This is a genomic window from Sodalis sp. RH22, assembly GCF_047324165.1.
Classification (GTDB): domain Bacteria; phylum Pseudomonadota; class Gammaproteobacteria; order Enterobacterales; family Enterobacteriaceae; genus Acerihabitans.
The window spans coordinates 918,803-938,769 of record NZ_CP178731.1 but is presented as its reverse complement, the minus strand read 5'-3'; the positions used below and the strand labels follow the sequence as shown (position 1 = coordinate 938,769).

Below are 19,967 nucleotides of genomic sequence, written 5' to 3'. Positions count from 1 at the left end.
GCGGCTTTCTCCCGTAGGGCGGCCCAGGACGCGCCTGGGCCGGTCGGTCAGCGGATCAGGTCGAAGTTATAATCGGTCTTGCCGATTTTCATGGTGTCGCGGTCCAGTTTTTCCAGGGTGGCGTTGACCAGGGTGGTCAATACCGTCATGGCGCCCTCGTAGCCCCAGGTGGCGATACGATGCAGATGATGCCGGTCGAAAATCGGGAAGCCGATGCGGATCAACGGCACTTCAAACTGCTCCCCCAACGCCAGGGTATCGCGCTGGATAAACTTGCCGTAGGAATTGCCAATCATAAAATCCGGTTTGCGGGTAAACATCAGCGAACGGAAATGCCACAGATCGCAGTTGATATACACCTCGCTTTCCTGGCCGTAAGGCGACGCGGCCAGCACCTTCTTCAGCTCTTTCTGCCAGCGTTTATTGGCGTTATGGCACAGGATCACCGTCGGTTCGCAACCCAGCTCCAGCAGGAACTTGGTCATGCCCATGACAAAATCCGGATCGCCGTACAGGCCGTAGCTTTTACCGTGGATCCAGGTATGGGAATCGAGCATCATATCCACCAGCCGGCCGCGCTCAAGCGTCAGGGCGTCCGGAATCGGTTTGCCGGTCAGTTGGCTTACGGTCATCAGCAGCCGGTCGGTGGCTTCCAGTCCCAGCGGCACATCCACCGGCGTGGCCGGCTGCTGCCAGTTCTCCTGCACCATTTTTTTGGTTTTCAGCAGGTGCCAGGGTTGCAGCAGCAGGGTATCGATGGCGTTCGGCGCGTCGCGCATTTCGTCCTGGGTGGTGCCGCCGGCATACATGCGGTATTCGCCGTCCGCCGGGGTATCCAGCACCTCGGAGGGATCGGACAGCAGGCTGTAGCCGACGCCCATCTGCTCCATCATGCGTTTCAGCACCCGGAAATTGCCGAGATAGGTTTCAAAACCGGTCACCAGGTTGATTTTGCCGTTACGGCCGGGCTGGTAATCCCGGGCGTCGGTTTTATCGGTGTATTCGCGGGCGAAACCCTCGAACATATTATCCCAGCCGGTGATATGGCTGCCGATAAAGCTCGGGGTATGGGCATAAGGCACCGGCACCGCGGGGTCGATAAAGCCGTCTTTCTTGGCATTGGCGATAAAGGCGCTCAGGTCGTCGCCGATCACCTCCGCCATACAGGTGGTGGAGACGGCGATAGCCTGCGGCTTATACAGCGCATGGGCGTTCTGCAGGCCGGTATTCAGGTTGTTATTGCCGCCGAACACCGCCGCGTCCTCGGTCATCGAATCCGACACGCAGGCCACGGGTTCCTTAAAATGGCGGTTGAAATAGGTACGGAAATACGCCACGCAGCCCTGCGAGCCGTGCACATAGGGCAGCGTATTGGCGAAACCGAGCGAACAAAGCACCGCACCCAGCGGCTGGCAGGCCTTGGCGGGGTCGATGGTCAGCGCCTCGCGCTTAAAATTCAGCTCCTGGTATTCCCGGGTGGTGGTCCACTCGAAGACTTCCTTGACCCGGGCTTCGCCGTGGGCCTCTTCCAGCTCGCGTTTGCTGGTAAACAGCGCCTGGTATTCCGCTTGCTCGAACAGCGGATAGCAGGCCTTGGTTTTTTCTACACTCTGACTCATGATTCTCTCCTCCCGCGCCACAAATCTGTGAACTGACGGGTTCAGGCTTCAGGCAAACAATCTCAGGCGGTTTTCAGCCAGGGCGCGGTCAACTGGGTCCAGCTCGGGTTATTCAGGGTCATGTCCATATCGCGGGCGAAGACGGCGAAACCGTCGTAACCGTGATAAGGGCCGGAATAATCCCAGGAATGCATCTGGCGGAACGGGAAACCCATTTTCTGGAAGATGTATTTTTCCTTGATGCCGGAGCCGATAAGATCCGGTTTCAGCGCCTTGATGATTTCCTCCAGCTCGTAACTGCTGGCGTCATCGAACAATAGCGTCCCTTTTTTCAGGTCCGGCAAGGTGCGGTCATAGTCATCGTTATGGGCGAATTCATAGCCGCTGCCGATGATTTCCATCCCCAAATCCTCATACGCGCCGATCACATGGCGCGGGCGCAGACCGCCGAGATACAGCAGCACGCGCTTGCCCGTAAGCCTGGGGCGAAATTTAGCGATAATGGCGTCGGTCTGGGCCTGGTATTTGGCGATAACCGCCTCGGTATTGGCCTGAATGGTCTCGTCGAACAGCGCGGCGATTTTGCGCAAAGACTCGGCAATTTTGGTCGGGCCGAAGAAGTTATATTCCATCCAGGGAATGCCGTATTTTTCTTCCATATGGCGCGAGATGTAGTTCATGGAGCGATAGCAGTGCACCAGGTTTAGCTTCACCTTGGGGGTATTTTCCATTTCCACCAGGGTGCCGTCGCCGGACCATTGCGCCACCACGCGCAGGCCGATTTCCTCCAGCAGGATCCTGGAGGCCCAGGCGTCGCCGCCGATATTGTAGTCGCCGATAATGGCGATATCGTAAGGGGTGGTTTCAAACGCTTCGTCATCGCGATTGGATAAAATCCAGTCGCGCACCACGTCGTTGGCGATATGATGACCCAGCGACTGGGATACCCCGCGGAACCCTTCGCACCGCACCGGCACGATCGGTTTATCGAGTTTTTTCTGCATTTCCCGCGCCACCGCCTCGATATCGTCGCCGATAAGGCCCACCGGGCACTCGGACTGGATGGAGATGCCTTTGGTCAACGGGAACAGGGTTTCCATTTCTTCAATCAGTTTGGTCAGCTTTTTGTCGCCGCCGAACACAATGTCCTTTTCCTGGAAATCCGAGGTAAAGTTCAGGGTGCCGAAGGCGTTGACGCCGCTGACGCCGGTATAGTAGTTGCGGCGGCCGGCGCGGGAATACTGGCCGCAGCCGATGGGGCCATGGGAGATATGGGCCATGTCCTTGATAGGTCCGAACACCACCCCTTTCGAGCCGGCGTAGGCGCAGCCGCGCACCGTCATCACGCCGGGCTGGGATTTACGGTTGGAAGTAATGCATTTGCCAACGCTTTCCATTTCCGGATCGCTCAGCATATAGTGCTTGGCACGCTCTTTGCGGGCTTTTTCAGGAAAGACTTCCAGAACTTCCTGAATCAGCGCCAGCGTTTGTTCGCCGGTTATATCGGTCATGGCGATGTCCTTACATAATAAATGGGATAGTGACCTAAGCCAGCCGTTGCCGGCTCAGGGCCCCGCGCGGCCGGATCAGGCTGACTGCGCTTCTTCCGCCGCGGTTTTGCCGATGATGGTTTCGTCTTCCACATCCATGATGCCAAATTCCATCAACAGTGCTTCCAGCTCGTCCATGGTGACCGGGGTGGGCACTATCATTTTTTTGTTGTCGACGATTTTGCGGGCAAGCGTGCGGTACTCTTCGGCCTGGCCGCAGGTTGGATCGTATTCGATGACCGTCATACGGCGGATTTCAGCCCGCTGCACGATGTTATGGCGCGGCACGAAGTGGATCATTTGCGTACCGAGCTTGTCCGCCAGCGCCATGATCAGCTCGTCTTCGCGATCGGTCTGGCGCGAGTTGCAGATCAGGCCGCCGAGGCGCACCTTGCCGGACTTGGCGTATTTGACGATGCCTTTGCAGATATTGTTGGCGGCGTACATCGCCATCATTTCGCCGGAGCAGACGATATAGATTTCCTGCGCCTTGTTTTCGCGGATCGGCATGGCGAACCCGCCGCAGACCACGTCGCCCAGCACATCGTAAAACACAAAATCCAGATCTTCCTCGTACGCGCCCTCTTCCTCCAGGAAGTTAATGGCGGTGATAACGCCGCGGCCGGCGCAGCCGACGCCCGGCTCAGGGCCGCCTGATTCGGCGCAGCGCACGCCGCGATAACCGATTTGCAAAACGTCTTCCAGCTCCAGATCTTCTACCGAGCCGACTTCGGCGGCCAGTTCCATAATGGTGTTCTGTGCTTTGGCATGCAGGATCAGACGGGTGGAATCCGCTTTGGGATCGCAGCCGATAATCATCACCTTTTTGCCAATCTCGGCCAGAGCGGCAACGAGATTTTGTGTCGTAGTGGATTTACCTATGCCACCTTTGCCATAAATGGCGCATTGACGGATAGCCATGTGCATTCTCCTGTTAGTCGGTTGACCCTTTCTATTAAGCAGGGAACGTACCAGAAGCCGTCATATTTCAACTCCATGAAATTGCAGAATATTTTTTTAATGAGAAGATTTATCGCCACCGGGTTATGAACAAAGTTCAAACCTTTTGTCATAAAGCAGACACAGCCGGTGCGCACAACGGTCGGCCGCGCGTCAGATTGGCATCGCCATTAAAGGGAACGAACACGCCCCACCTCTTGCCGCCCACGCGATAAACGAGCGGATAAGCTGCCGCGAATCAGCGAAAATTGTGCGGATTATCAGCAAACTGGCGATCTCCTGGCCATCCGGCGGGAAATGCTGAAAAGAACTTTGACAAAACGGGCCGGCGCCTTTAGTATTCGCCCCGTTCTCGCGATTCCTCTGTAGTTCAGTCGGTAGAACGGCGGACTGTTAATCCGTATGTCACTGGTTCGAGTCCAGTCAGAGGAGCCAAGATTTTAGAAAAGCCCGCGTCAGGGATGACCTGACGCGGGCTTTTTGTTTTTCATGCAATGGCGCGAATTCCTATATAATTTTGAGGCGATAGGTTAACGTGAAAAATCTTCCCGATGCGTTTTCAGTTTTCCCTCTGCATCGGGAGAATTTAGTGGTCAGATTTAGGGTCATGTTGGTTCGATGACGGAGTGACCCCCAAATGTCTCTCAACGACACGAAAATCCGCAGTCTCAAGCCCTCTGATAAACCTTTCAAAATCTCCGATTCACACGGTTTGTATCTTTTGATCAATCCAGGCGGTTCACGTCTCTGGTATCTCAAGTACCGTATCAACGGTAAAGAATCCCGCCTTGGTTTAGGTGCTTATCCCGATGTATCTCTGTCTGGCGCACGGCAGCAACGCGACGGTATCCGCAAGTTGCTGGCGCAAAACATTAACCCCGCTCAGCAACGTATCGCCGAAAGGGCCGCCCGCTCGCCGGAAAAAGTCTTTGAGACCGCGGCACTGGGCTGGCATAAAAATAATAAGAAGTGGTCGCAGAATACCGCAGACCGCCTGCTTGCCAGCATGAGAAATCATATCTTTCCGGTAATTGGTCATCTGCCGGTAACAGAACTGAAACCCCGTCATTTCATCGATCTGCTGAAAGATATCGAGGCGAAAGATCTGCTGGAAGTCGCGTCCCGCACGAGGCAGCATCTCTGTAACGTCATGCGCTATGCCGTGCATCAGGGGTTAATAGAAAATAACCCGGCGGCGAATCTGGATGGCGTGACAGCCCCACCCGTTACGCGCCACTACCCTGCCCTGCCACTGGAGCGTCTGCCGGAACTGCTGGAACGCATTGATGACTATCAGCAGGGACGGGAATTAACCCATCTGGCCGTTCTGCTGACGCTTCACCGGTTTATCCGCTCCAGTGAACTGCGTTTTGCCCGATGGTCAGAGATTGATTTCAGAAACCGAATCTGGACCATTCCCGCCACCCGCGAAGCTTTTCTGCCATATTTGACATAGAGTTCAACAGCACGGATACGCTCTTCGAACGAATACATGGACTACCTCCAAAGCAGTCCAAGTTTCGTCCGCACTCCCCAACAGATGTGGTGTCCTTTGTCAGGATTGTGTAACAGGGCAAGCAACCACCGAAGAGACAAAATCCAGGAAAGCACGGGTTTTCGCCGGTAGATGATTGCGTGACGGATATAGTGCGTAAAGTGGAAAAAGTTCATCAGGCCATTCAGGGAACAGATTAACCAGTTTACCCTGTGCTAGTAGATGCTCAGCGCCCAACTCCATGACCTGTGCAATTCCATATCCTGCAAGACAGGCGCCATGCATAGTACCGACATTATTCACAATAAGCTGACCACTCAAATTCAGCGATTTTATCTCTTTACCACGTTGAAATTCCCAGGTAAAGAGTTTGCCCGTTTCGGGAGATCGAAACTGAATGCATGAGTGTTCGGGTAAAGCCAAATCATCAGGCGTCACTGGCTTTCCATGCTGCTTAATATATGCAGGTGAAGCAACCGTGAGAATACGGGTGTTTAGTAGTTTACGCGCTACTAACGTCGAGGATTTATGTTCACCAAAACGAATTGCCAGGTCAAACCCCTCTGCAACCAGATCGCCCAGCTCTTCACGAGTAGAAAGCTCAACCTGCAATTCAGGATATTGTTTTAGAAAACTTCCTAACCGAGGCCCAAGTATCAGTCTTGAAAAAAACGGATGCACATTGACCCGCAGGCGTCCGCGTACGGAAATACGACCATTGATCGCACAAGCTGCGGCCTCTTCCAGTCCGGCCAGTAACGGGGCGATTTGCTGATAGAAACGGTGCCCCTCATCAGTTAAAGATATTGCTCGGGTAGTACGTTCAAACAGACGGATACCAAGCCGACCTTCCAGCCGGACGATCGCACGACTTACGCCTGATGGGGACATATCCAATGCTTCAGCCGCAGCGGCAAAACTCCCACCATTTACCACAGCAGATAGTACGCCCATACCCTTTAACATGCGCTCGTCGAATGCCATTTTTTCTCCCTTTATTCTGACTGGTAAAGGCCTCGAACTCTATATAACCATGACATTTTGTCATGAGTTATCAGTTATTCATACCCTTTCGCGTTACATAATCCGGTGAGATCAATACCAATATACCGCCATAATTAATGACTTTTTGTCACTTCAAATGTGACATTGATGATATGGATTAACTAATTTTTGTACCGTAAACTTTCCACCATTCATTATTAATACACTCATAGAGGATCACCTATGTTCGTTATTACTGGTATTACTGGCCAGGTTGGCGGTGTGATTGCTCGCTTATTACTTTCAAAGAACCATGAAGTGCGTGCTGTTGTTCGCTCTGTGAAAAAGGGTCAGTACTGGGCCAGCCAGGGTTGTGATGTGGCGATTGCAGAAATGAATGATGCGGTAGCCCTGAGCAAAGCATTCACAAATGTTGAGGGTGTTTTCATTCTTTTACCGCCTAATTTTGACCCGTCTGCGGGTTTTCCAGAAAGTCGTGAAATCATTACTGCTTTACGTATCGCGCTGGAGGAAACTCGTCCTCAAAAGGTGGTGTGTTTATCCACCATTGGTGCACAGGCCACGCAGCCGAACTTGCTAACCCAACTGGGAATCATGGAAGACGTATTAGGCACATTACCACTGCCTACCGCATTCATTAGAGCTGCCTGGTTTATTGAAAATGCCGCATGGGATATCCCCTCAGCACAGGAGCAGGGAGAGATCCCGTCTTTTTTGCAACCGCTGGACCGGGCTATTCCTATGGTGGCTACTGCTGATGTTGGCTGCACTGCGGCTGCATTGTTGCAGGAAACATGGTCCGGAAAGCGGATCATTGAGCTTCGCGGACCAGAGAGTATCAGTCCAAACCAACTGGCCGCCAGCTTTACACGGCTATTGGGACGGAAGGTAAAAGCATATGCCGTACCTCGCTACGACTGGAATGCCCTGTTTCTTGCTCAGGGTATGCAAAACCCGTTACCAAGAATACAAATGCTTGATGGCTTCAATGCTGGCTGGATTACATTTTCAGGCAGTCAAACCGAGCAGCGGGTGGGGATACTTGGATTGGAAGCCGTATTGAGCACATTGATTAAAAAACATTTTTCTGAACAACCGGAGATTTTATGAGTACGTCGGAAAATCAACCTACCGCATTAATTATTGGGGCCAGTCGTGGCCTGGGGCTGGGGTTAACTGAACGCTTTCTGGAACGTGGCTGGCAAGTCATTGCTACTGAACGTGAGGGCTTAACCCGCCCTGAACTGCGTCAGCTCGCCGCGCGCGACTCACATTTGTCTGTTGAAACACTTGATATGAACAGCGATGAGTCACTTGAAGAATTGTATACTCGCCTGGCAGGAAAAACGCTGGATCTGCTGATGGTGAACGCCGGAACGGTGGGCTCTCCTGATGAATCTTTCGCTCAGCGGCTACTAACAGTAATGCGCACCAATGTCGTAGGTGCAATGTCTGCCTTACGCATTCTGTCACCGACGGTCCGGGCCGACGGTGTGGTCGCCGTTATGTCATCAGAACTGGCAAGTATTGCGGCGAATACGCAGGGTGGATGGGAACCTTATCGTTCCAGTAAATCGGCGCTGAATCAGTCACTGCGCAGTTTTATCGCAGAAAACCCGCAGACACCTTGGTCATTGACGGCGGTAGCGCCCGGTTGGGTACGTACTGAAATGGGTGGTCCTGATGCGCTACTGGATATCGAAACCAGTACACGCGGCGTAACAGAAATGCTGATGACCCGTTTTAACCAGCGAGGTATCGCTTTCCTTAATTACCAGGGCAAAACGCTGGAATGGTGAGTCATCAGCGCCATTAATGGCGTTGGCAGTTCATTACACTTTAAAGCTGAGGAACACTATGTCGACCCCTTCTTCCGACAATACTGCATTATCTGCACAACGGACCGTAGCAGAGAGTTTGCCGGACCGCGCTACCGCGCGCACCTAGCTGGCAATTCTTGCGCTAGCCGTCGGCTGTTTTACCTTTGCGAGTTCTGAGATGTTGCCCATCGGGCTACTTGGCCCGATTTCCGACAGCATCCATAGCCGGTCACACCCCGCCCGCCCCCACGCTTTTACCTGTCCATATCACCGAAAATCCCGTGACGCCTGCGGCCCCGCAGAGATCTCAGCTGGAGCACCCCTGTTCCTGTGAAATCACATTTCCCCGGGGACGGATGATGTTGACGTCACCTTCGGCCGAGTTGCTGACCGTCCTGGTTCGTGAACTCATGCAAGGCCCGCAATCATGATCGGCTTACCGGCGGGCACCCGTATCTGGCTGGTCGCCGGCCAGACTGACATGCGAAAGGGCTTCCAGGACCTGGCCGGCCAAGTCGTGTCCGCCCTCCGGGAAGATCCATTGTCCGGCCATGTCTTTGTCTTCCGGGGGAAACGAGGCAACCTGATAAAGGTCCTGTGGTCAACCGGTGACGGCCTGTGCCTGCAGGCAAAACGCCTTGAGCGCGGCCGCTTGGTCTGGCCGCAGGTCAAGGAGGGTAAAGTCTTCCTGACGCAAGCCAAAAGCGCCTTCAAGGTGATAAAAACCCGGCGTAAAAAGAAAGCCTGCGCCCGCTGCGATGTCATCGTCCAGGCGCCGGCGCCGTCGCGTCCCATCGAGCGCGGCATCGCCGGACCGGGCCTGCTGGCGCGCGTGATGACGGCGAAATACGCCGAGCACTTGCCGCTATATCGCCTGTCGGAAATGTCATCTTCTGTGATGGCCGCTGATGCCTGTGAAGTCGTTTTATGTATGTACGGTAAAACGACGGGAAACGGCGGAGGAAGTCAAGGTCATCCCGCTGAACGCTCTTTCTTTCATATCGTAAAAAAGAACATACACGGTTTTATCCCCAGCCATACAGCCGATGCCCGTAAAGCATTTTTGCTCGAATGCGAATCAGCGGACCCGGAAATTATCAGCCTAATCATCAGCTAATTTCCGATGATGAAATGTGTGACTTTATGAGATTTTATGCTAGAGTGCATATGAGATAAAGTTACACTGATAGCTTAGGAGAAAACTATGTCACTTACTCGTTTACGCCAGCAGGGGGGCGCCGTGGTTCTTACAATCCCTAGCGACATCGCCACTGATATGGGATGGCAAGTAGGTATAAAACTCGATGTAAAAGCTTCCGGGGACACGATCAGCATTAAACCGGCAGGCAGGGTAGCGCGCGGTCGCAAATCGCTCGCAACGTTGTTGCAGGGCATTGATGAGGAAGAAGTACGTGCGTTCAACGAAGCATCTTATGACGAGCTGAATTCTCATCCGGTCGGTAAAGAGGTGATTTAATGGTTCGCAGAAGAAGCGCCCCGGCGAAGGGTGAAATTTGGCATGCGAGCGGCGATCCGGTCAGCGGAAGAGAGTTTAAAGGCCCGCATTTTTACCTGATTATCACTGAGCAGGCGCTTAACAAAAAGTTGGGTACGGCTATTTGTGTACCTATCACCGGTGGTGGCGGGTTGGCTCGATCAGAAGCGGTTACCGTTTATTTTGATGGTGCAAGTACCGATACCGGCAAGATTACCGGTGTAGCGCTATGTTATCAGGTTCGATCCTTAGACCTGATTGAGCGTCAGGCAAAATATGCTGCAACGGCCGAATCTAGTATCGTTGACGAGGTTTTGGCAAAAGTTATTGATATTCTGGACCCTCAACTGAATTAATCTCAGCCAGAATATATCCCATTATAATACAATTTCCTCAGGCATCCACCTGGGGAAGCATGCATCTTCCACTGATTTAAGTGGGTTGCGCAACATCATGCCGCTGCCTAGCTTGTAAATGGCGCGTTCCACCGGAAGCGGTCATGTTTACTGCCTTGATCTGTCTTTATGGGAACGATTATGTGCTTTCACATACCCTATTCCAATCTTCGCTACGTGGTGGTCACTTTGGGGGTCTTGATAAGAGCAGTGTCCTGCTTTATATTATTTATTAGACACTTACTGACAACGGCGATCCTAGTCAGAGGAGCCAAGATTTTAGAAAAGCCCGCGTCAGGGATGACCTGACGCGGGCTTTTTGTTTTTGATTTAGTAGCGATTTCGCGTAAGGGATCGGGCATATCGCCTCGCTGATAGATAGTCGCTATGAAATATTCATTTCACTCATTTACCAGCGTGAATTCAATCATGATAAAGCGGCACACCCGGACTGAACAGCAGCAGCATATTGATGCTTGGCAACACCGCGGATTAACTAAACAGCCTTATTGTGAACAGCAGGGTATGACATTCAGTCATTTTTATTGTTAGGTTCATATCTGGCAATGTTATGGATAAAAATTACCGCAGTGGGACCAACCGCAAAATACTTCCCCCACTCCATGCGCCTAACACAATATTTTTCAACTGATTTATATAAGAAATTCGGTGATTTCATAAAAAGAAATCTATAAATCGCTAATTTCATCCCTGACAATGCAGCGTATTGGTGTCAAAAAATTATTTAGTTATCAAACGCGCCGTCGGAGATATGGATTTTCATGCCTTGAGTGCTAAATTAATTTTATATAGCAATATATTTCAATGGATTAAACCAATCTTCCTATTGAGCTCTACCATGAAGAAACCACCTGTAAATATACATAATTAGTATTATATACTGAGATAAATGGAAAGGACCCATTACAGCGCAAGGCAAGAGGAAGAAGTTGATAATAGAAAATGACGTTCTAGTTTTTAGAATTGGCGATGCTGATCAAGAACCACATGACATATATTTGCTACAAAACATATCCATTGCATCACAAAATCCACCAGCCTATTTAAAGCAACATAATGTTGCGATATTCGACAGCGGTAGTTTCAAAAAAATATGTCCCTTGTATCACAATGACTGTAGGAGACAGTATATGCGAGCGTTAGTTAAAGCAAATCCTCGCGCTGGGCTCTGGTTACAGGACGTACCGATCCCACAAGTTCGCGATGATGAGGTGCTGATCAAGATCCGCAAGACCGGTATTTGCGGAACGGATCTGCATATATGGAACTGGGACGAATGGGCCCAAAAAACGGTACCCGTTCCTCTGGTAACAGGCCATGAATATGCCGGAGAAGTTGTAGAAGTAGGCCGTAATGTCACGCAAATAAGCATTGGCCAGCGCGTCAGCGGTGAGGGACATCTTGTCGATCTCGGTTGCACCGCAGCCAGGGCAGGAAATTTTCATCTGGATCCTCATAGCTTGTCAGTAGGAGTAAACCACCCCGGTGCCTTTGCGGAGTATCTGGCGCTGCCTGCATTCAATGTTATTGCTCTCCCCGATGAGATTGACGATGAACTGGGGGCTATTCTCGACCCGCTTGGTAATGCGGTTCATGTCGCTCTGTCATTTGATTTGGTGGGCAACGATGTATTGATCATGGGTGCGGGGCCTATTGGGATAATGGCGGCCGCGGTTGCGCGATTTGTCGGCGCGCATCGTATATTCATCGCCGATATCAATGCCGAGCGCCTAGCGCTTGCGAACCGGATAGTCGACGCGATTACCCTGGATCCGGACAACACGTCGTTAACAGAAGTTGCTCAGCGTTACGGTTTGTCTGATGGATTCCCTATCGGTTTTGAAATGAGTGGTAGTAATGAAGCGCTGGAATCATTAATCGGTGCCATGACTTCCGGTGGCCAGATAGCCTGTCTGGGATTGCCTACGCGTAAAGTGACATTGGATTGGAATACAGTAGTTTGCAAGAGCCTGCGTATCAAAGGGGTTTATGGGCGAGAAATGTTCGAGACCTGGCGCAAGACCCTCAACATGCTACAAAGCGGTTTGAACGTTAGGGATATCATCACTCACCGCTTGCCTGTCGATGACTTCCACGCAGGTTTCCAGGCGATGCAAGCAGGGACAGCCGGCAAGGTTATTTTGAATTGGTCTACTTAAGGACAGAGTCGTTACGGCTCTGTTTGTCAGAAAAATTATTTGCCAGTCCGATAAGCCAACGGAGGTTGCGATGACCATTACCCTTGATATTATCAATACCGTTAAAGACCTGGATCCGGCTGAGTATCGCGCGTTTTTTCTTCAAAGCAAGGCGCCCATGTTTTACGATCTGCGATTTCTTATCGCGGCTGAGCAGTCACCCTTGTTAAATGTCAGTAAAATCTTCTATGTGCTGGCGCGGGAGGAAAGGCGGCTGGTTGCGCTGGTCCCGATTTATCTGCAAGACTTTAAGTCTGTTGATCCGTTAGGGTTATTGGTTTCCTCCGCTAAGCTCTCGATAATACCTGAAGAGCGCGGACTGTTCAGTCATATCATGCATTGTACGGACACCACAATCCCGATGCTGGGCGATGCCCCTAGTCTGTATGCCCTAATATTCGATGCTCTTACGAGTATCGCACTGGCTGAGAAGGCGCGCTATTTCTGTTTTCTCAATGTGCAGGATGGCGTGCTTCTGCGTGAAGCTCAACGTTATGGGCTGAATATAAATTACATGGTGGATAAATATACACTCGAACTGGATGCTTTTGCGGATTTTGACAGTTTTGTGCAGGCTTTGCCAAAGGACGGGCGTCATGAAATGGTACGCCAGCTTCGTATCTTTAAACGCGGCGGTGCGCGAGTTCGAATACTGGCTCCTCCCTTTGATAATGAAATTGAGAAACTGGCCCGGTTGTGTTATTTGACAACCAAACGGCTGGGGACGCCGCATTATTGGCCAGAAGCACAATTGGCTGTTTTTTGCCGTCTTTGCGGCGATCTGGTTCGCCTTAGCGTCGTTGAACAGAACGGGCAAATTGTCAGCGGCATTATCTGCTTCGAGGAAGACGGAACTCTCCATGCCTGGTCGGCCGGCATGGATTACGAGCAATCCGAATTCAGCCCTTATACCCTGGCCTTCGCTGCCTTGTACCGCTATGCATTCGAAAGCGGAATTAATCTTATCGAGGGCGGCCGCTTGAATGCCCGCATCAAGACTCGCTTAGGATTGAAACCGAAACGGCTGTATTCCATCGTCAGCCAGGACTTGGGGATACCCGCCGCTACGCAGACTTCTGTGTCTCGACTGAAGCTGGCATCGCAACTGGATGGCGAGGTTCGTCTTGCTTCGCATCCCGCCTTTGATGAGTGGTACCTCACCAGCACCTGGAACGGTCGAGGCCCAACGCGTAGACCTGCCGGAATAGTACGCGCCGCGACTGAGGCCGATGTGATTCGCGCGATTGCATTTGCCAAGGAGCGAGGCATGGAAGTGAGCGTGCGTGGAAATGGGCATAACTACGCCGGTTGTTTTCTTCGCTTTGATTCGCTGATGTTGGATGTTTCCGGCTTGAAGGGACTTGATATCGATAGCCGGCGCAAGCGCGCCATCGTTGAACCTGGGGTCAGTAGCGGCCAATTGAGTCATGCACTGGCGGCTAAAGGTTTGGCTTTTCCCACAGGGCATGTAAAAGAAGTGGGTATCAGCGGATTCCTGTTGGGTGGAGGGCTTGGGATCAACTGCAGCCAATGGGGAGGAATGAGCGTGTTCAACGTACAAGCCCTGGACATTGTCACCGCGGACGGTCGTCTACGACATGTTTCCGAAACCCAGGAGCCAGACTTGTTCTGGGCCGCTCGTGGCGCCGGGCCCTGTTCGTTTTTTGTCGTGACCCGCTTTTACCTCAGTTGCTACTCGTTGCCTCGGGCAATAACCAACAGCTTATACACGCTACCTTTCACGCATTTGCACGATTTATTGGCGGGGCTTGACGTCGCATCTCCCCCTGCAAATCTTCAGGTGACGCTGTCTGTCAGCCCCACGACGACGGGTGGCATACCGGCAGTGCAGTTAAATATCTTGGCGTTCGCCGCTAGCCCGCAAGAAGCGCAGGCGCTACGCGAATCTTTTGAAGCCAGCCTGGAACTGCCGCTCACAGCCTTGGCCATCGACCAGCCCTCAAACTTCGAGGCCATTTACGAGCAGTTCAACGGCATGGTGTTATCAAAAAGGTTTTATGCCGACAATATCCTTACAGATAACACGCAGGAATTGGTTTCCATCCTATCCCGGTATTTATCAGGCGCGCCTTCTCGGAGTACCCTTACAGCGATTCTCTGGCGGGGTGTGACCACCTATCCGCAAGCCGCATTTTCGGCACAGGGCAAGTTTTTTGTATCTACATACGCCCAATGGAACGATGCAAAAGATGACAATATCAATCGATATTGGTTAAAACAGATGTATGACGAGCTTCAGGAGATTGCCCGTAGCAGTTATATCAACGAGTACGATCTTGAGACAAGGGCGGCCGAGACCAGCAGGTGCTTCGCCGCTGAAAATTGGGAACGATTGCAAAGGCTCAGGCTTGAATACGACCCTGACGGCGTATTTGTTGACGTGCAACAATTGGGGGAGCATGGCGATCTGCCAGGAGCGAAAAACTAAATGGAATGTCGTCGCCTTGGTTCGCCGCGATGGCGTGGCTGATAAAAAGGGGTCTGCAACGCCCTATCGGCGTGTACATCAGCGCCGCCCGGTCGCCACCGCTGTCCGAGCCCATGAACAAATACGCGGGAGGCGCCCAGGCCTCCCCCGGCCGTATTTATTTCAGCGCAATGCGCGCGACACTATCATTCATGCGTTATTGGGGATGCTGATCCGAGTATTTTTCTGACAGCTGCCTTTCTGAATAAATGTGACTTATATCACCTTTTTTCGATCCTGATCCGGTCCCTGAAAATGTGACCCCTCTCCATCACATCATTCGCCGTTTTTCATATTATAGTCGTGAAGTTGTACATAATTGTCTATAGACAACTCAGGATGTTCAGGTGCGCGCCATGAAAGCTTTAAGTAAAAATTCCCAGATCCCACTTTACCAGCAGGTGGCGGAGTGGATAAGAGAAAGTATCTACACCGGAGAGTTGGTCGAGGACGACCGTATTCCCTCTGAATTCCAGATTATGGACATGCTGGAAGTCAGCCGGGGCACCGTAAAGAAGGCGGTCGCCCAGTTGGTGAAAGCCGGGACGCTGGTTCAGGTCCAGGGAAAAGGCACTTTTGTCAAAAAGGAGAACATCGCCTACCCGCTGGGTGAAGGATTATTGTCGTTTGCCGAATCGCTGGAAAGTCAAAAAATCAGCTTCAGCACCTGTGTGGTAACTTCACGAATTGAATCAGCAAATCGTTTTGTTGCTGAGAAGCTGCAAATAAAACCGGGGCAGGACATTTTATACCTTGAACGTCTGCGTTCTATTGGCGATGAAAAGGCCATGCTGATTGAGAACCGTATTAATATTGAGCTTTGTCCGGGCATTACCGAAGTGGATTTTAACAAGGAAAATTTGTTTCCAACGATCGAGCGCCTTTCTCAGCAAAAAATCCGCTACTCAGAAAGCCGTTACGCCGCCCGGTTGATTGGTAATGAGCGTGGTCATTTCCTGGATATCAGCGAAGAAGCGCCGGTATTACACCTGGAACAGCTGGTTTTTTTCTCCCGGACTTTGCCCGTAGAGTTCGGCAATGTCTGGCTGAAAGGTAATAAATACTACCTGGGCACCATCCTGCAGCGCCGGGAGGTGAGTTGAGGCGGTTTTGATAATTATCCAATCGTCATCAATCCAAGCCATTGTCGAGTAACGTGATTAATGAGGAATTTATGCAGGGCATTGAATTCAAATCCGAGTACGTTCAACGCATCCCTGCGGGAATGAGTGTTGATGCGCTCATCCGCCGACTGGCGCAACCGCTGATTGCCGATGGACAGGTGGTCGGGGATTTTGCCGACCATGTCCTGGCGCGTGAAAAGAAATTCCCTACCGGCCTGCCTACAGATCCGGTTGGCGTAGCAATACCGCATACCGATCATCGTTATGTGCGCCGCAACGCCTTCGCCATTGGTATCCTGCCGGAGCCGGTGGCGTTCGCGGATATGGGCGGTGAGCCAGACCCGGTGCCGGTGCGCGTGGTTTTCTTACTGGCGCTGAGTGAAAGCAACAAGCAACTCAATGTGCTGGGCTGGATAATGGATCTGATTCAGGATGACGGGTTTATGCAGAAATTATTCGCCATGAGTAATGAACAAATTCACCAGGCTATTTTAGATAAACTCAATGAACGAGGTGAAATATGAGCCAGACTATTTTATTTGTATGCGCCACCGGCATCGCGACCTCCACCGCGGTGGCCGAAAAGGTAATGGAGTATTGTAAGGAACAAGGACTGGATGTCAATTATTCACAAACTAATGTCGCGTCCCTGCCGAGCAATACCGACGGGGCGACTTTAGTGGTATCCACCACCAAAGTGCCTTATGAACTGGATATTCCGGTAGTTAATGGCCTACCTATAATTACGGGCATAGGCGAGGATAAGGTGCTGGAGAAAATAGCATCGATCCTGAAAGACCAAAAATAATTAATTTAAACTATTCCGATTAATTTATAAAGGCGCTAACGCGAGGTCCCGTTACGTCTGCAACAGGGGTTTGCCATGAATGAAATAGCCCATACCCTATATACGGTCGTGCAATATATCCTGGGTTTTGGCCCGACGGTATTATTGCCGCTGGTATTATTTATTCTTGCTTTGTTCTTTAAAGTAAGACCGGCCAAAGCGCTGCGTTCATCCCTCACTGTCGGTATCGGCTTCGTGGGAATCTATGCCATTTTTGATATTTTGACCAGCAACGTGGGACCCGCGGCCCAGGCCATGGTGGAACGTACCGGTATCAACCTGCCGGTAGTGGATCTTGGCTGGCCGCCGCTGTCCGCCATTACCTGGGGATCGCCGATCGCGCCTTTCGTGATCCCGCTGACCATCCTGATTAACGTGGCGATGCTGGCGCTTAACAAGACGCGTACCGTCGATGTGGATATGTGGAATTACTGGCACTTCGCCTTGGCCGGTACCCTGGTTTATTACAGTACGGGCAGTTTCGTGTTTGGTCTGCTGGCCGCCGGCATCGCCGCGGTGGTGGTACTCAAACTGGCGGACTGGTCTGCGCCGATGGTGCAGAAGTATTTCGGTCTGGAGGGTATTTCATTACCGACGCTATCCGCGGTGGTGTTCTTCCCAATAGGGCTGTTGGTGGACAAAATCATCGAAAAAATCCCGGGGCTTAACCGTATTCATATCGATCCGGAAACTGTGCAGAAGAAGCTCGGCATTTTCGGTGAACCGATGATGGTGGGCACCATCCTTGGCGTGCTGCTGGGCGTTATCGCCGGTTATGATTTCAAACATATCCTGTTATTGGGTATCAGTATCGGCGGGGTAATGTTTATTCTGCCGCGTATGGTCCGCATCCTGATGGAAGGCCTGTTGCCGCTGTCAGAGGCCATCAAAAAATACCTCAACGCCAAATATCCGGGGCGCGATGATTTATACATCGGGCTGGATATCGCGGTGGCGGTAGGTAACCCGGCAATTATCTCAACGGCGCTGTTGCTGACGCCCATTTCGGTTTTCATCGCTTTTGTTCTGCCGGGAAATAAAGTGCTGCCGCTCGGGGATTTGGCGAATCTGGCGGTGATGGCGTCAATGATTGCGCTGGCCTGCCGCGGCAACATTTTCCGCACCCTGCTGGGGGCGATTCCGGTCATTGCCGCGGACCTGTGGATTGCCACCAAAATCGCGCCGTTTATCACCACTATGGCGAAAGATGTCAACTTTAAATTTGCTGATGGCTCTAGCGGGCAGGTTTCCAGTTTCTTGGATGGCGGCAACCCATTCCGCTTCTGGCTGCTTGAAATCTTTAACGGCAACATTATCGCTATCGGTTTGGTGCCGGTAATCGGCCTGGTGCTATATGGGGTGTTCCGAATGACGCGGAGAACCGTATATGCCTGATTCCAGCGCGGCTATCGTCATTGATATCGGTACCACCAATTGTAAAGTCACCTGTTTTTCCTGCCAGGATGCCACGCGGCTGGGGGCCAGAAAATTTGTTACTCCCAAACTGATATCGACGCAGGGCGCGGTTGATTTTGACGTCGACCAGCTGTGGCTGGAGATTAAGGCGGCAATGTCCGGCCTGGCGGCGGAATCATCGCTGCCGGTGGGACGCATCAGCATTGCCAGCTTTGGCGAATCCGGTGTGTTCATTGATGATAAGGGAGAAATACTGACGCCGATGCTGGCTTGGTATGATCGCCGCGGCGAAGAATATCTGGCGGCGCTGAGCGAGGTGGAAAGCGCAAGGCTGTATGCCATCACCGGGTTACCTCCGCACAGTAACTACTCCGCTTTCAAAATGCGCTGGTTGCTGGATCGCTATCATTTACACGGACGGGAAGACATCTGCTGGCTGCATGCCCCCGAGTTACTGCTGTGGCGGCTAACCGGACAACGACGCACCGAGATCACGCTCGCCAGCCGCACACTTTGCCTCGATGTCAGCCACGGCGCCTGGTCGCGGGAAGCAGCCGATATTATGCAACTGCCGTTTGCCGCCTTTGCGCCGCTGCTGACGCCGGGGGAAGTTGCGGGCTGGGTCGCTCCCGAACTGGGCCGCGATCTGGGTTTCTGCGAACACGTCAGCGTCACGCTAGCCGGACACGACCACATGGTGGGCGCCCGGGCCCTGCAAATGAAGACGGGGGAAATATTGAACTCAACGGGGACGACAGAGGGCATTTTGCTGCTCAACTCCCGCCCCGCCTTGAGCGTACAGGCAAGCCGGGACAAACTGGCCAATGGCCGTTATTCGTTGCCGGATCTTTATACCCTGTTCGCCTCTTTGCCGGTCGGCGGTTTTGCCCTGGAATGGCTGAGCAACACCTTTCGTTTTACCTTCGGCGAAATCGAAGCTGCCCTGGAGCGCGGCTACCGGCATTATCTGGACGAGATGTGGACACTAGAGGATGTGCCGGTATTTATCCCCCATTTGCGCGGCTCGGGGTCCCCGCATAAGAACCGTCATACCCGGGGACTGCTGTATGGCCTGGGCGACAGTCTGTCCATCGATACGCTGGTCGCTGGTATTTCGCTGGGGCTGGCGATGGAATTCGCCAACTGCTTTGCCTGCTTTGGTGTCCCTGCGGGGCAAACGCTGAAGGTGATTGGACCGGCCACAGGCAATCCGCTCTGGTTGCAATTAAAAGCTGATATTTTGCAGCGCCCGGTGGACGCCATTGCATTTGATGAAGCCGTCTCGGTAGGGGCGCTGCTCACCGCCTGTCCGACGCTGGCGCCGCCGGAGGTGACCGTCGCCGCGCGCTATCTTCCCAATATGCGGCGATACCGGGCGCTGCAAGGTTATCAATTACGCTGGCAGGAGTTTTATCGCTACAAGCTTCAACAGGAAGGTGTTATTGCTGAATAAGCCTAGGTGGCGCGAAGTACCTAAGCAAATAACTTGAATAAAATAATGCCTTGAATAGTGCATTATTTTATGAGCCAGGAG

17 protein-coding genes, 1 tRNA gene and 3 pseudogenes are annotated in these 19,967 nt (G+C 52.2%); 17 read left to right on the top strand and 4 right to left on the bottom strand.

Going from position 1 to position 19,967, the window contains the following annotated elements; all coding sequences use genetic code 11:
• Nucleotides 1-47: 47 nt before the first annotated feature.
• The 3 genes from nifK to nifH form a co-directional block, all read right to left on the bottom strand.
• Nucleotides 48-1,619, bottom strand: a complete 1,572-nt coding sequence (nifK, locus tag ACL2XN_RS04305; RefSeq protein WP_413730363.1) for a nitrogenase molybdenum-iron protein subunit beta — start codon at nt 1,617-1,619, stop codon at nt 48-50.
• 62 nt (nt 1,620-1,681) lie between these two features.
• Nucleotides 1,682-3,130: a nitrogenase molybdenum-iron protein alpha chain gene (nifD, locus tag ACL2XN_RS04300; RefSeq protein ID WP_410014894.1), complete on the bottom strand. Its 1,449-nt coding sequence runs from the start codon at nt 3,128-3,130 to the stop codon at nt 1,682-1,684.
• A gap of 75 nt (nt 3,131-3,205) precedes the next feature.
• Complete coding sequence (gene nifH, locus ACL2XN_RS04295) at nt 3,206-4,090, bottom strand: nitrogenase iron protein (protein WP_410014893.1); 885 nt, start codon at nt 4,088-4,090, stop codon at nt 3,206-3,208.
• 398 nt (nt 4,091-4,488) lie between these two features.
• On the opposite strand from nifH, the gene ACL2XN_RS04290 reads away from it, so the two are divergent.
• Nucleotides 4,489-4,564 (top strand) — tRNA-Asn (locus ACL2XN_RS04290).
• Nucleotides 4,565-4,766: 202 nt separating this feature from the next.
• A pseudogene (locus ACL2XN_RS04285) lies at nt 4,767-5,564 on the top strand (tyrosine-type recombinase/integrase); the annotation flags it as partial.
• A 120-nt stretch (nt 5,565-5,684) separates the two neighbouring features.
• Here ACL2XN_RS04285 and ACL2XN_RS04280 read toward each other — a convergent pair.
• Nucleotides 5,685-6,608 (bottom strand): LysR family transcriptional regulator, encoded by a 924-nt coding sequence (locus tag ACL2XN_RS04280; RefSeq protein ID WP_410014836.1) that lies wholly within the window; start codon nt 6,606-6,608, stop codon nt 5,685-5,687.
• Between the two features lie 243 nt (nt 6,609-6,851).
• Here ACL2XN_RS04280 and ACL2XN_RS04275 point away from each other — a divergent pair, with 243 nt between their 5' ends.
• From ACL2XN_RS04275 to ACL2XN_RS04205, 15 genes and pseudogenes are all read left to right on the top strand, one after another.
• Nucleotides 6,852-7,739 (top strand): NmrA family NAD(P)-binding protein, encoded by an 888-nt coding sequence (locus ACL2XN_RS04275; protein ID WP_410014835.1) that lies wholly within the window; start codon nt 6,852-6,854, stop codon nt 7,737-7,739.
• A complete protein-coding gene (locus tag ACL2XN_RS04270; RefSeq protein WP_410014834.1) occupies nt 7,736-8,428 on the top strand; it encodes an SDR family NAD(P)-dependent oxidoreductase in 693 nt (230 codons plus the stop codon). The genes ACL2XN_RS04275 and ACL2XN_RS04270 overlap by 4 nt, the downstream gene beginning before the upstream one ends.
• A gap of 448 nt (nt 8,429-8,876) precedes the next feature.
• Nucleotides 8,877-9,152 (top strand): annotated as a pseudogene (tnpB, locus tag ACL2XN_RS04265) (IS66 family insertion sequence element accessory protein TnpB); the annotation flags it as partial.
• Nucleotides 9,153-9,335 (top strand): annotated as a pseudogene (locus ACL2XN_RS04260) (IS66 family transposase); the annotation flags it as partial. It lies immediately after the preceding pseudogene.
• Nucleotides 9,333-9,566, top strand: coding sequence for a TrbM/KikA/MpfK family conjugal transfer protein (locus ACL2XN_RS04255; RefSeq protein WP_413731065.1), 234 nt, complete (start codon nt 9,333-9,335; stop codon nt 9,564-9,566). The pseudogene ACL2XN_RS04260 and the gene ACL2XN_RS04255, both read left to right, overlap by 3 nt.
• A gap of 87 nt (nt 9,567-9,653) precedes the next feature.
• Nucleotides 9,654-9,926, top strand: coding sequence for an antitoxin (locus ACL2XN_RS04250; protein ID WP_410014833.1), 273 nt, complete (start codon nt 9,654-9,656; stop codon nt 9,924-9,926).
• The gene (locus ACL2XN_RS04245; RefSeq protein ID WP_413722955.1) at nt 9,926-10,300 is read left to right on the top strand and encodes a type II toxin-antitoxin system PemK/MazF family toxin; all 375 of its coding nucleotides are present in this window, start codon (nt 9,926-9,928) and stop codon (nt 10,298-10,300) included. Before ACL2XN_RS04250 ends, ACL2XN_RS04245 begins: the two co-directional genes overlap by 1 nt.
• Nucleotides 10,301-10,726: 426 nt before the next feature.
• The gene (gene tnpA / locus ACL2XN_RS04240) at nt 10,727-10,891 is read left to right on the top strand and encodes an IS66 family insertion sequence element accessory protein TnpA (protein WP_413730362.1); all 165 of its coding nucleotides are present in this window, start codon (nt 10,727-10,729) and stop codon (nt 10,889-10,891) included.
• Nucleotides 10,892-11,490: 599 nt separating this feature from the next.
• Nucleotides 11,491-12,519, top strand: coding sequence for an L-threonine 3-dehydrogenase (gene tdh / locus ACL2XN_RS04235; RefSeq protein ID WP_410014830.1), 1,029 nt, complete (start codon nt 11,491-11,493; stop codon nt 12,517-12,519).
• 70 nt (nt 12,520-12,589) lie between these two features.
• Entirely contained in the window at nt 12,590-15,007 is a 2,418-nt protein-coding gene (locus ACL2XN_RS04230; protein ID WP_413730361.1) for a GNAT family N-acetyltransferase, read from the top strand.
• Nucleotides 15,008-15,402: 395 nt separating this feature from the next.
• Nucleotides 15,403-16,149: a GntR family transcriptional regulator gene (locus ACL2XN_RS04225; RefSeq protein WP_410014828.1), complete on the top strand. Its 747-nt coding sequence runs from the start codon at nt 15,403-15,405 to the stop codon at nt 16,147-16,149.
• 71 nt (nt 16,150-16,220) lie between these two features.
• The gene (locus ACL2XN_RS04220; RefSeq protein WP_410014827.1) at nt 16,221-16,694 is read left to right on the top strand and encodes a PTS sugar transporter subunit IIA; all 474 of its coding nucleotides are present in this window, start codon (nt 16,221-16,223) and stop codon (nt 16,692-16,694) included.
• Entirely contained in the window at nt 16,691-16,978 is a 288-nt protein-coding gene (locus ACL2XN_RS04215; protein ID WP_410014826.1) for a PTS sugar transporter subunit IIB, read from the top strand. The genes ACL2XN_RS04220 and ACL2XN_RS04215 overlap by 4 nt, the downstream gene beginning before the upstream one ends.
• Nucleotides 16,979-17,053: 75 nt before the next feature.
• On the top strand, nt 17,054-18,412 hold the full coding sequence (locus tag ACL2XN_RS04210; protein ID WP_413722957.1) for a PTS galactitol transporter subunit IIC: 1,359 nt from the start codon (nt 17,054-17,056) through the stop codon (nt 18,410-18,412).
• On the top strand, nt 18,405-19,886 hold the full coding sequence (locus tag ACL2XN_RS04205) for an FGGY-family carbohydrate kinase (protein ID WP_413730360.1): 1,482 nt from the start codon (nt 18,405-18,407) through the stop codon (nt 19,884-19,886). Before ACL2XN_RS04210 ends, ACL2XN_RS04205 begins: the two co-directional genes overlap by 8 nt.
• Nucleotides 19,887-19,967: the final 81 nt, after the last annotated feature.

Coding starts and splice junctions, on each gene's coding strand:
- ACL2XN_RS04245 (WP_413722955.1), top strand. CDS start 9,926: ATGGTTCGCAGAAGAAGCGCCCCGGCGAAGGGTGAAATTTGGCATGCG.
- tnpA (WP_413730362.1), top strand. CDS start 10,727: ATGAAATATTCATTTCACTCATTTACCAGCGTGAATTCAATCATGATA.
- ACL2XN_RS04225 (WP_410014828.1), top strand. CDS start 15,403: ATGAAAGCTTTAAGTAAAAATTCCCAGATCCCACTTTACCAGCAGGTG.
- nifD (WP_410014894.1), bottom strand. CDS start 3,130: ATGACCGATATAACCGGCGAACAAACGCTGGCGCTGATTCAGGAAGTT.
- ACL2XN_RS04230 (WP_413730361.1), top strand. CDS start 12,590: ATGACCATTACCCTTGATATTATCAATACCGTTAAAGACCTGGATCCG.
- tdh (WP_410014830.1), top strand. CDS start 11,491: ATGCGAGCGTTAGTTAAAGCAAATCCTCGCGCTGGGCTCTGGTTACAG.
- ACL2XN_RS04275 (WP_410014835.1), top strand. CDS start 6,852: ATGTTCGTTATTACTGGTATTACTGGCCAGGTTGGCGGTGTGATTGCT.
- nifK (WP_413730363.1), bottom strand. CDS start 1,619: ATGAGTCAGAGTGTAGAAAAAACCAAGGCCTGCTATCCGCTGTTCGAG.
- nifH (WP_410014893.1), bottom strand. CDS start 4,090: ATGGCTATCCGTCAATGCGCCATTTATGGCAAAGGTGGCATAGGTAAA.
- ACL2XN_RS04205 (WP_413730360.1), top strand. CDS start 18,405: ATGCCTGATTCCAGCGCGGCTATCGTCATTGATATCGGTACCACCAAT.
- ACL2XN_RS04210 (WP_413722957.1), top strand. CDS start 17,054: ATGAATGAAATAGCCCATACCCTATATACGGTCGTGCAATATATCCTG.
- ACL2XN_RS04220 (WP_410014827.1), top strand. CDS start 16,221: ATGCAGGGCATTGAATTCAAATCCGAGTACGTTCAACGCATCCCTGCG.
- ACL2XN_RS04270 (WP_410014834.1), top strand. CDS start 7,736: ATGAGTACGTCGGAAAATCAACCTACCGCATTAATTATTGGGGCCAGT.
- ACL2XN_RS04215 (WP_410014826.1), top strand. CDS start 16,691: ATGAGCCAGACTATTTTATTTGTATGCGCCACCGGCATCGCGACCTCC.
- ACL2XN_RS04280 (WP_410014836.1), bottom strand. CDS start 6,608: ATGGCATTCGACGAGCGCATGTTAAAGGGTATGGGCGTACTATCTGCT.
- ACL2XN_RS04255 (WP_413731065.1), top strand. CDS start 9,333: ATGTCATCTTCTGTGATGGCCGCTGATGCCTGTGAAGTCGTTTTATGT.
- ACL2XN_RS04250 (WP_410014833.1), top strand. CDS start 9,654: ATGTCACTTACTCGTTTACGCCAGCAGGGGGGCGCCGTGGTTCTTACA.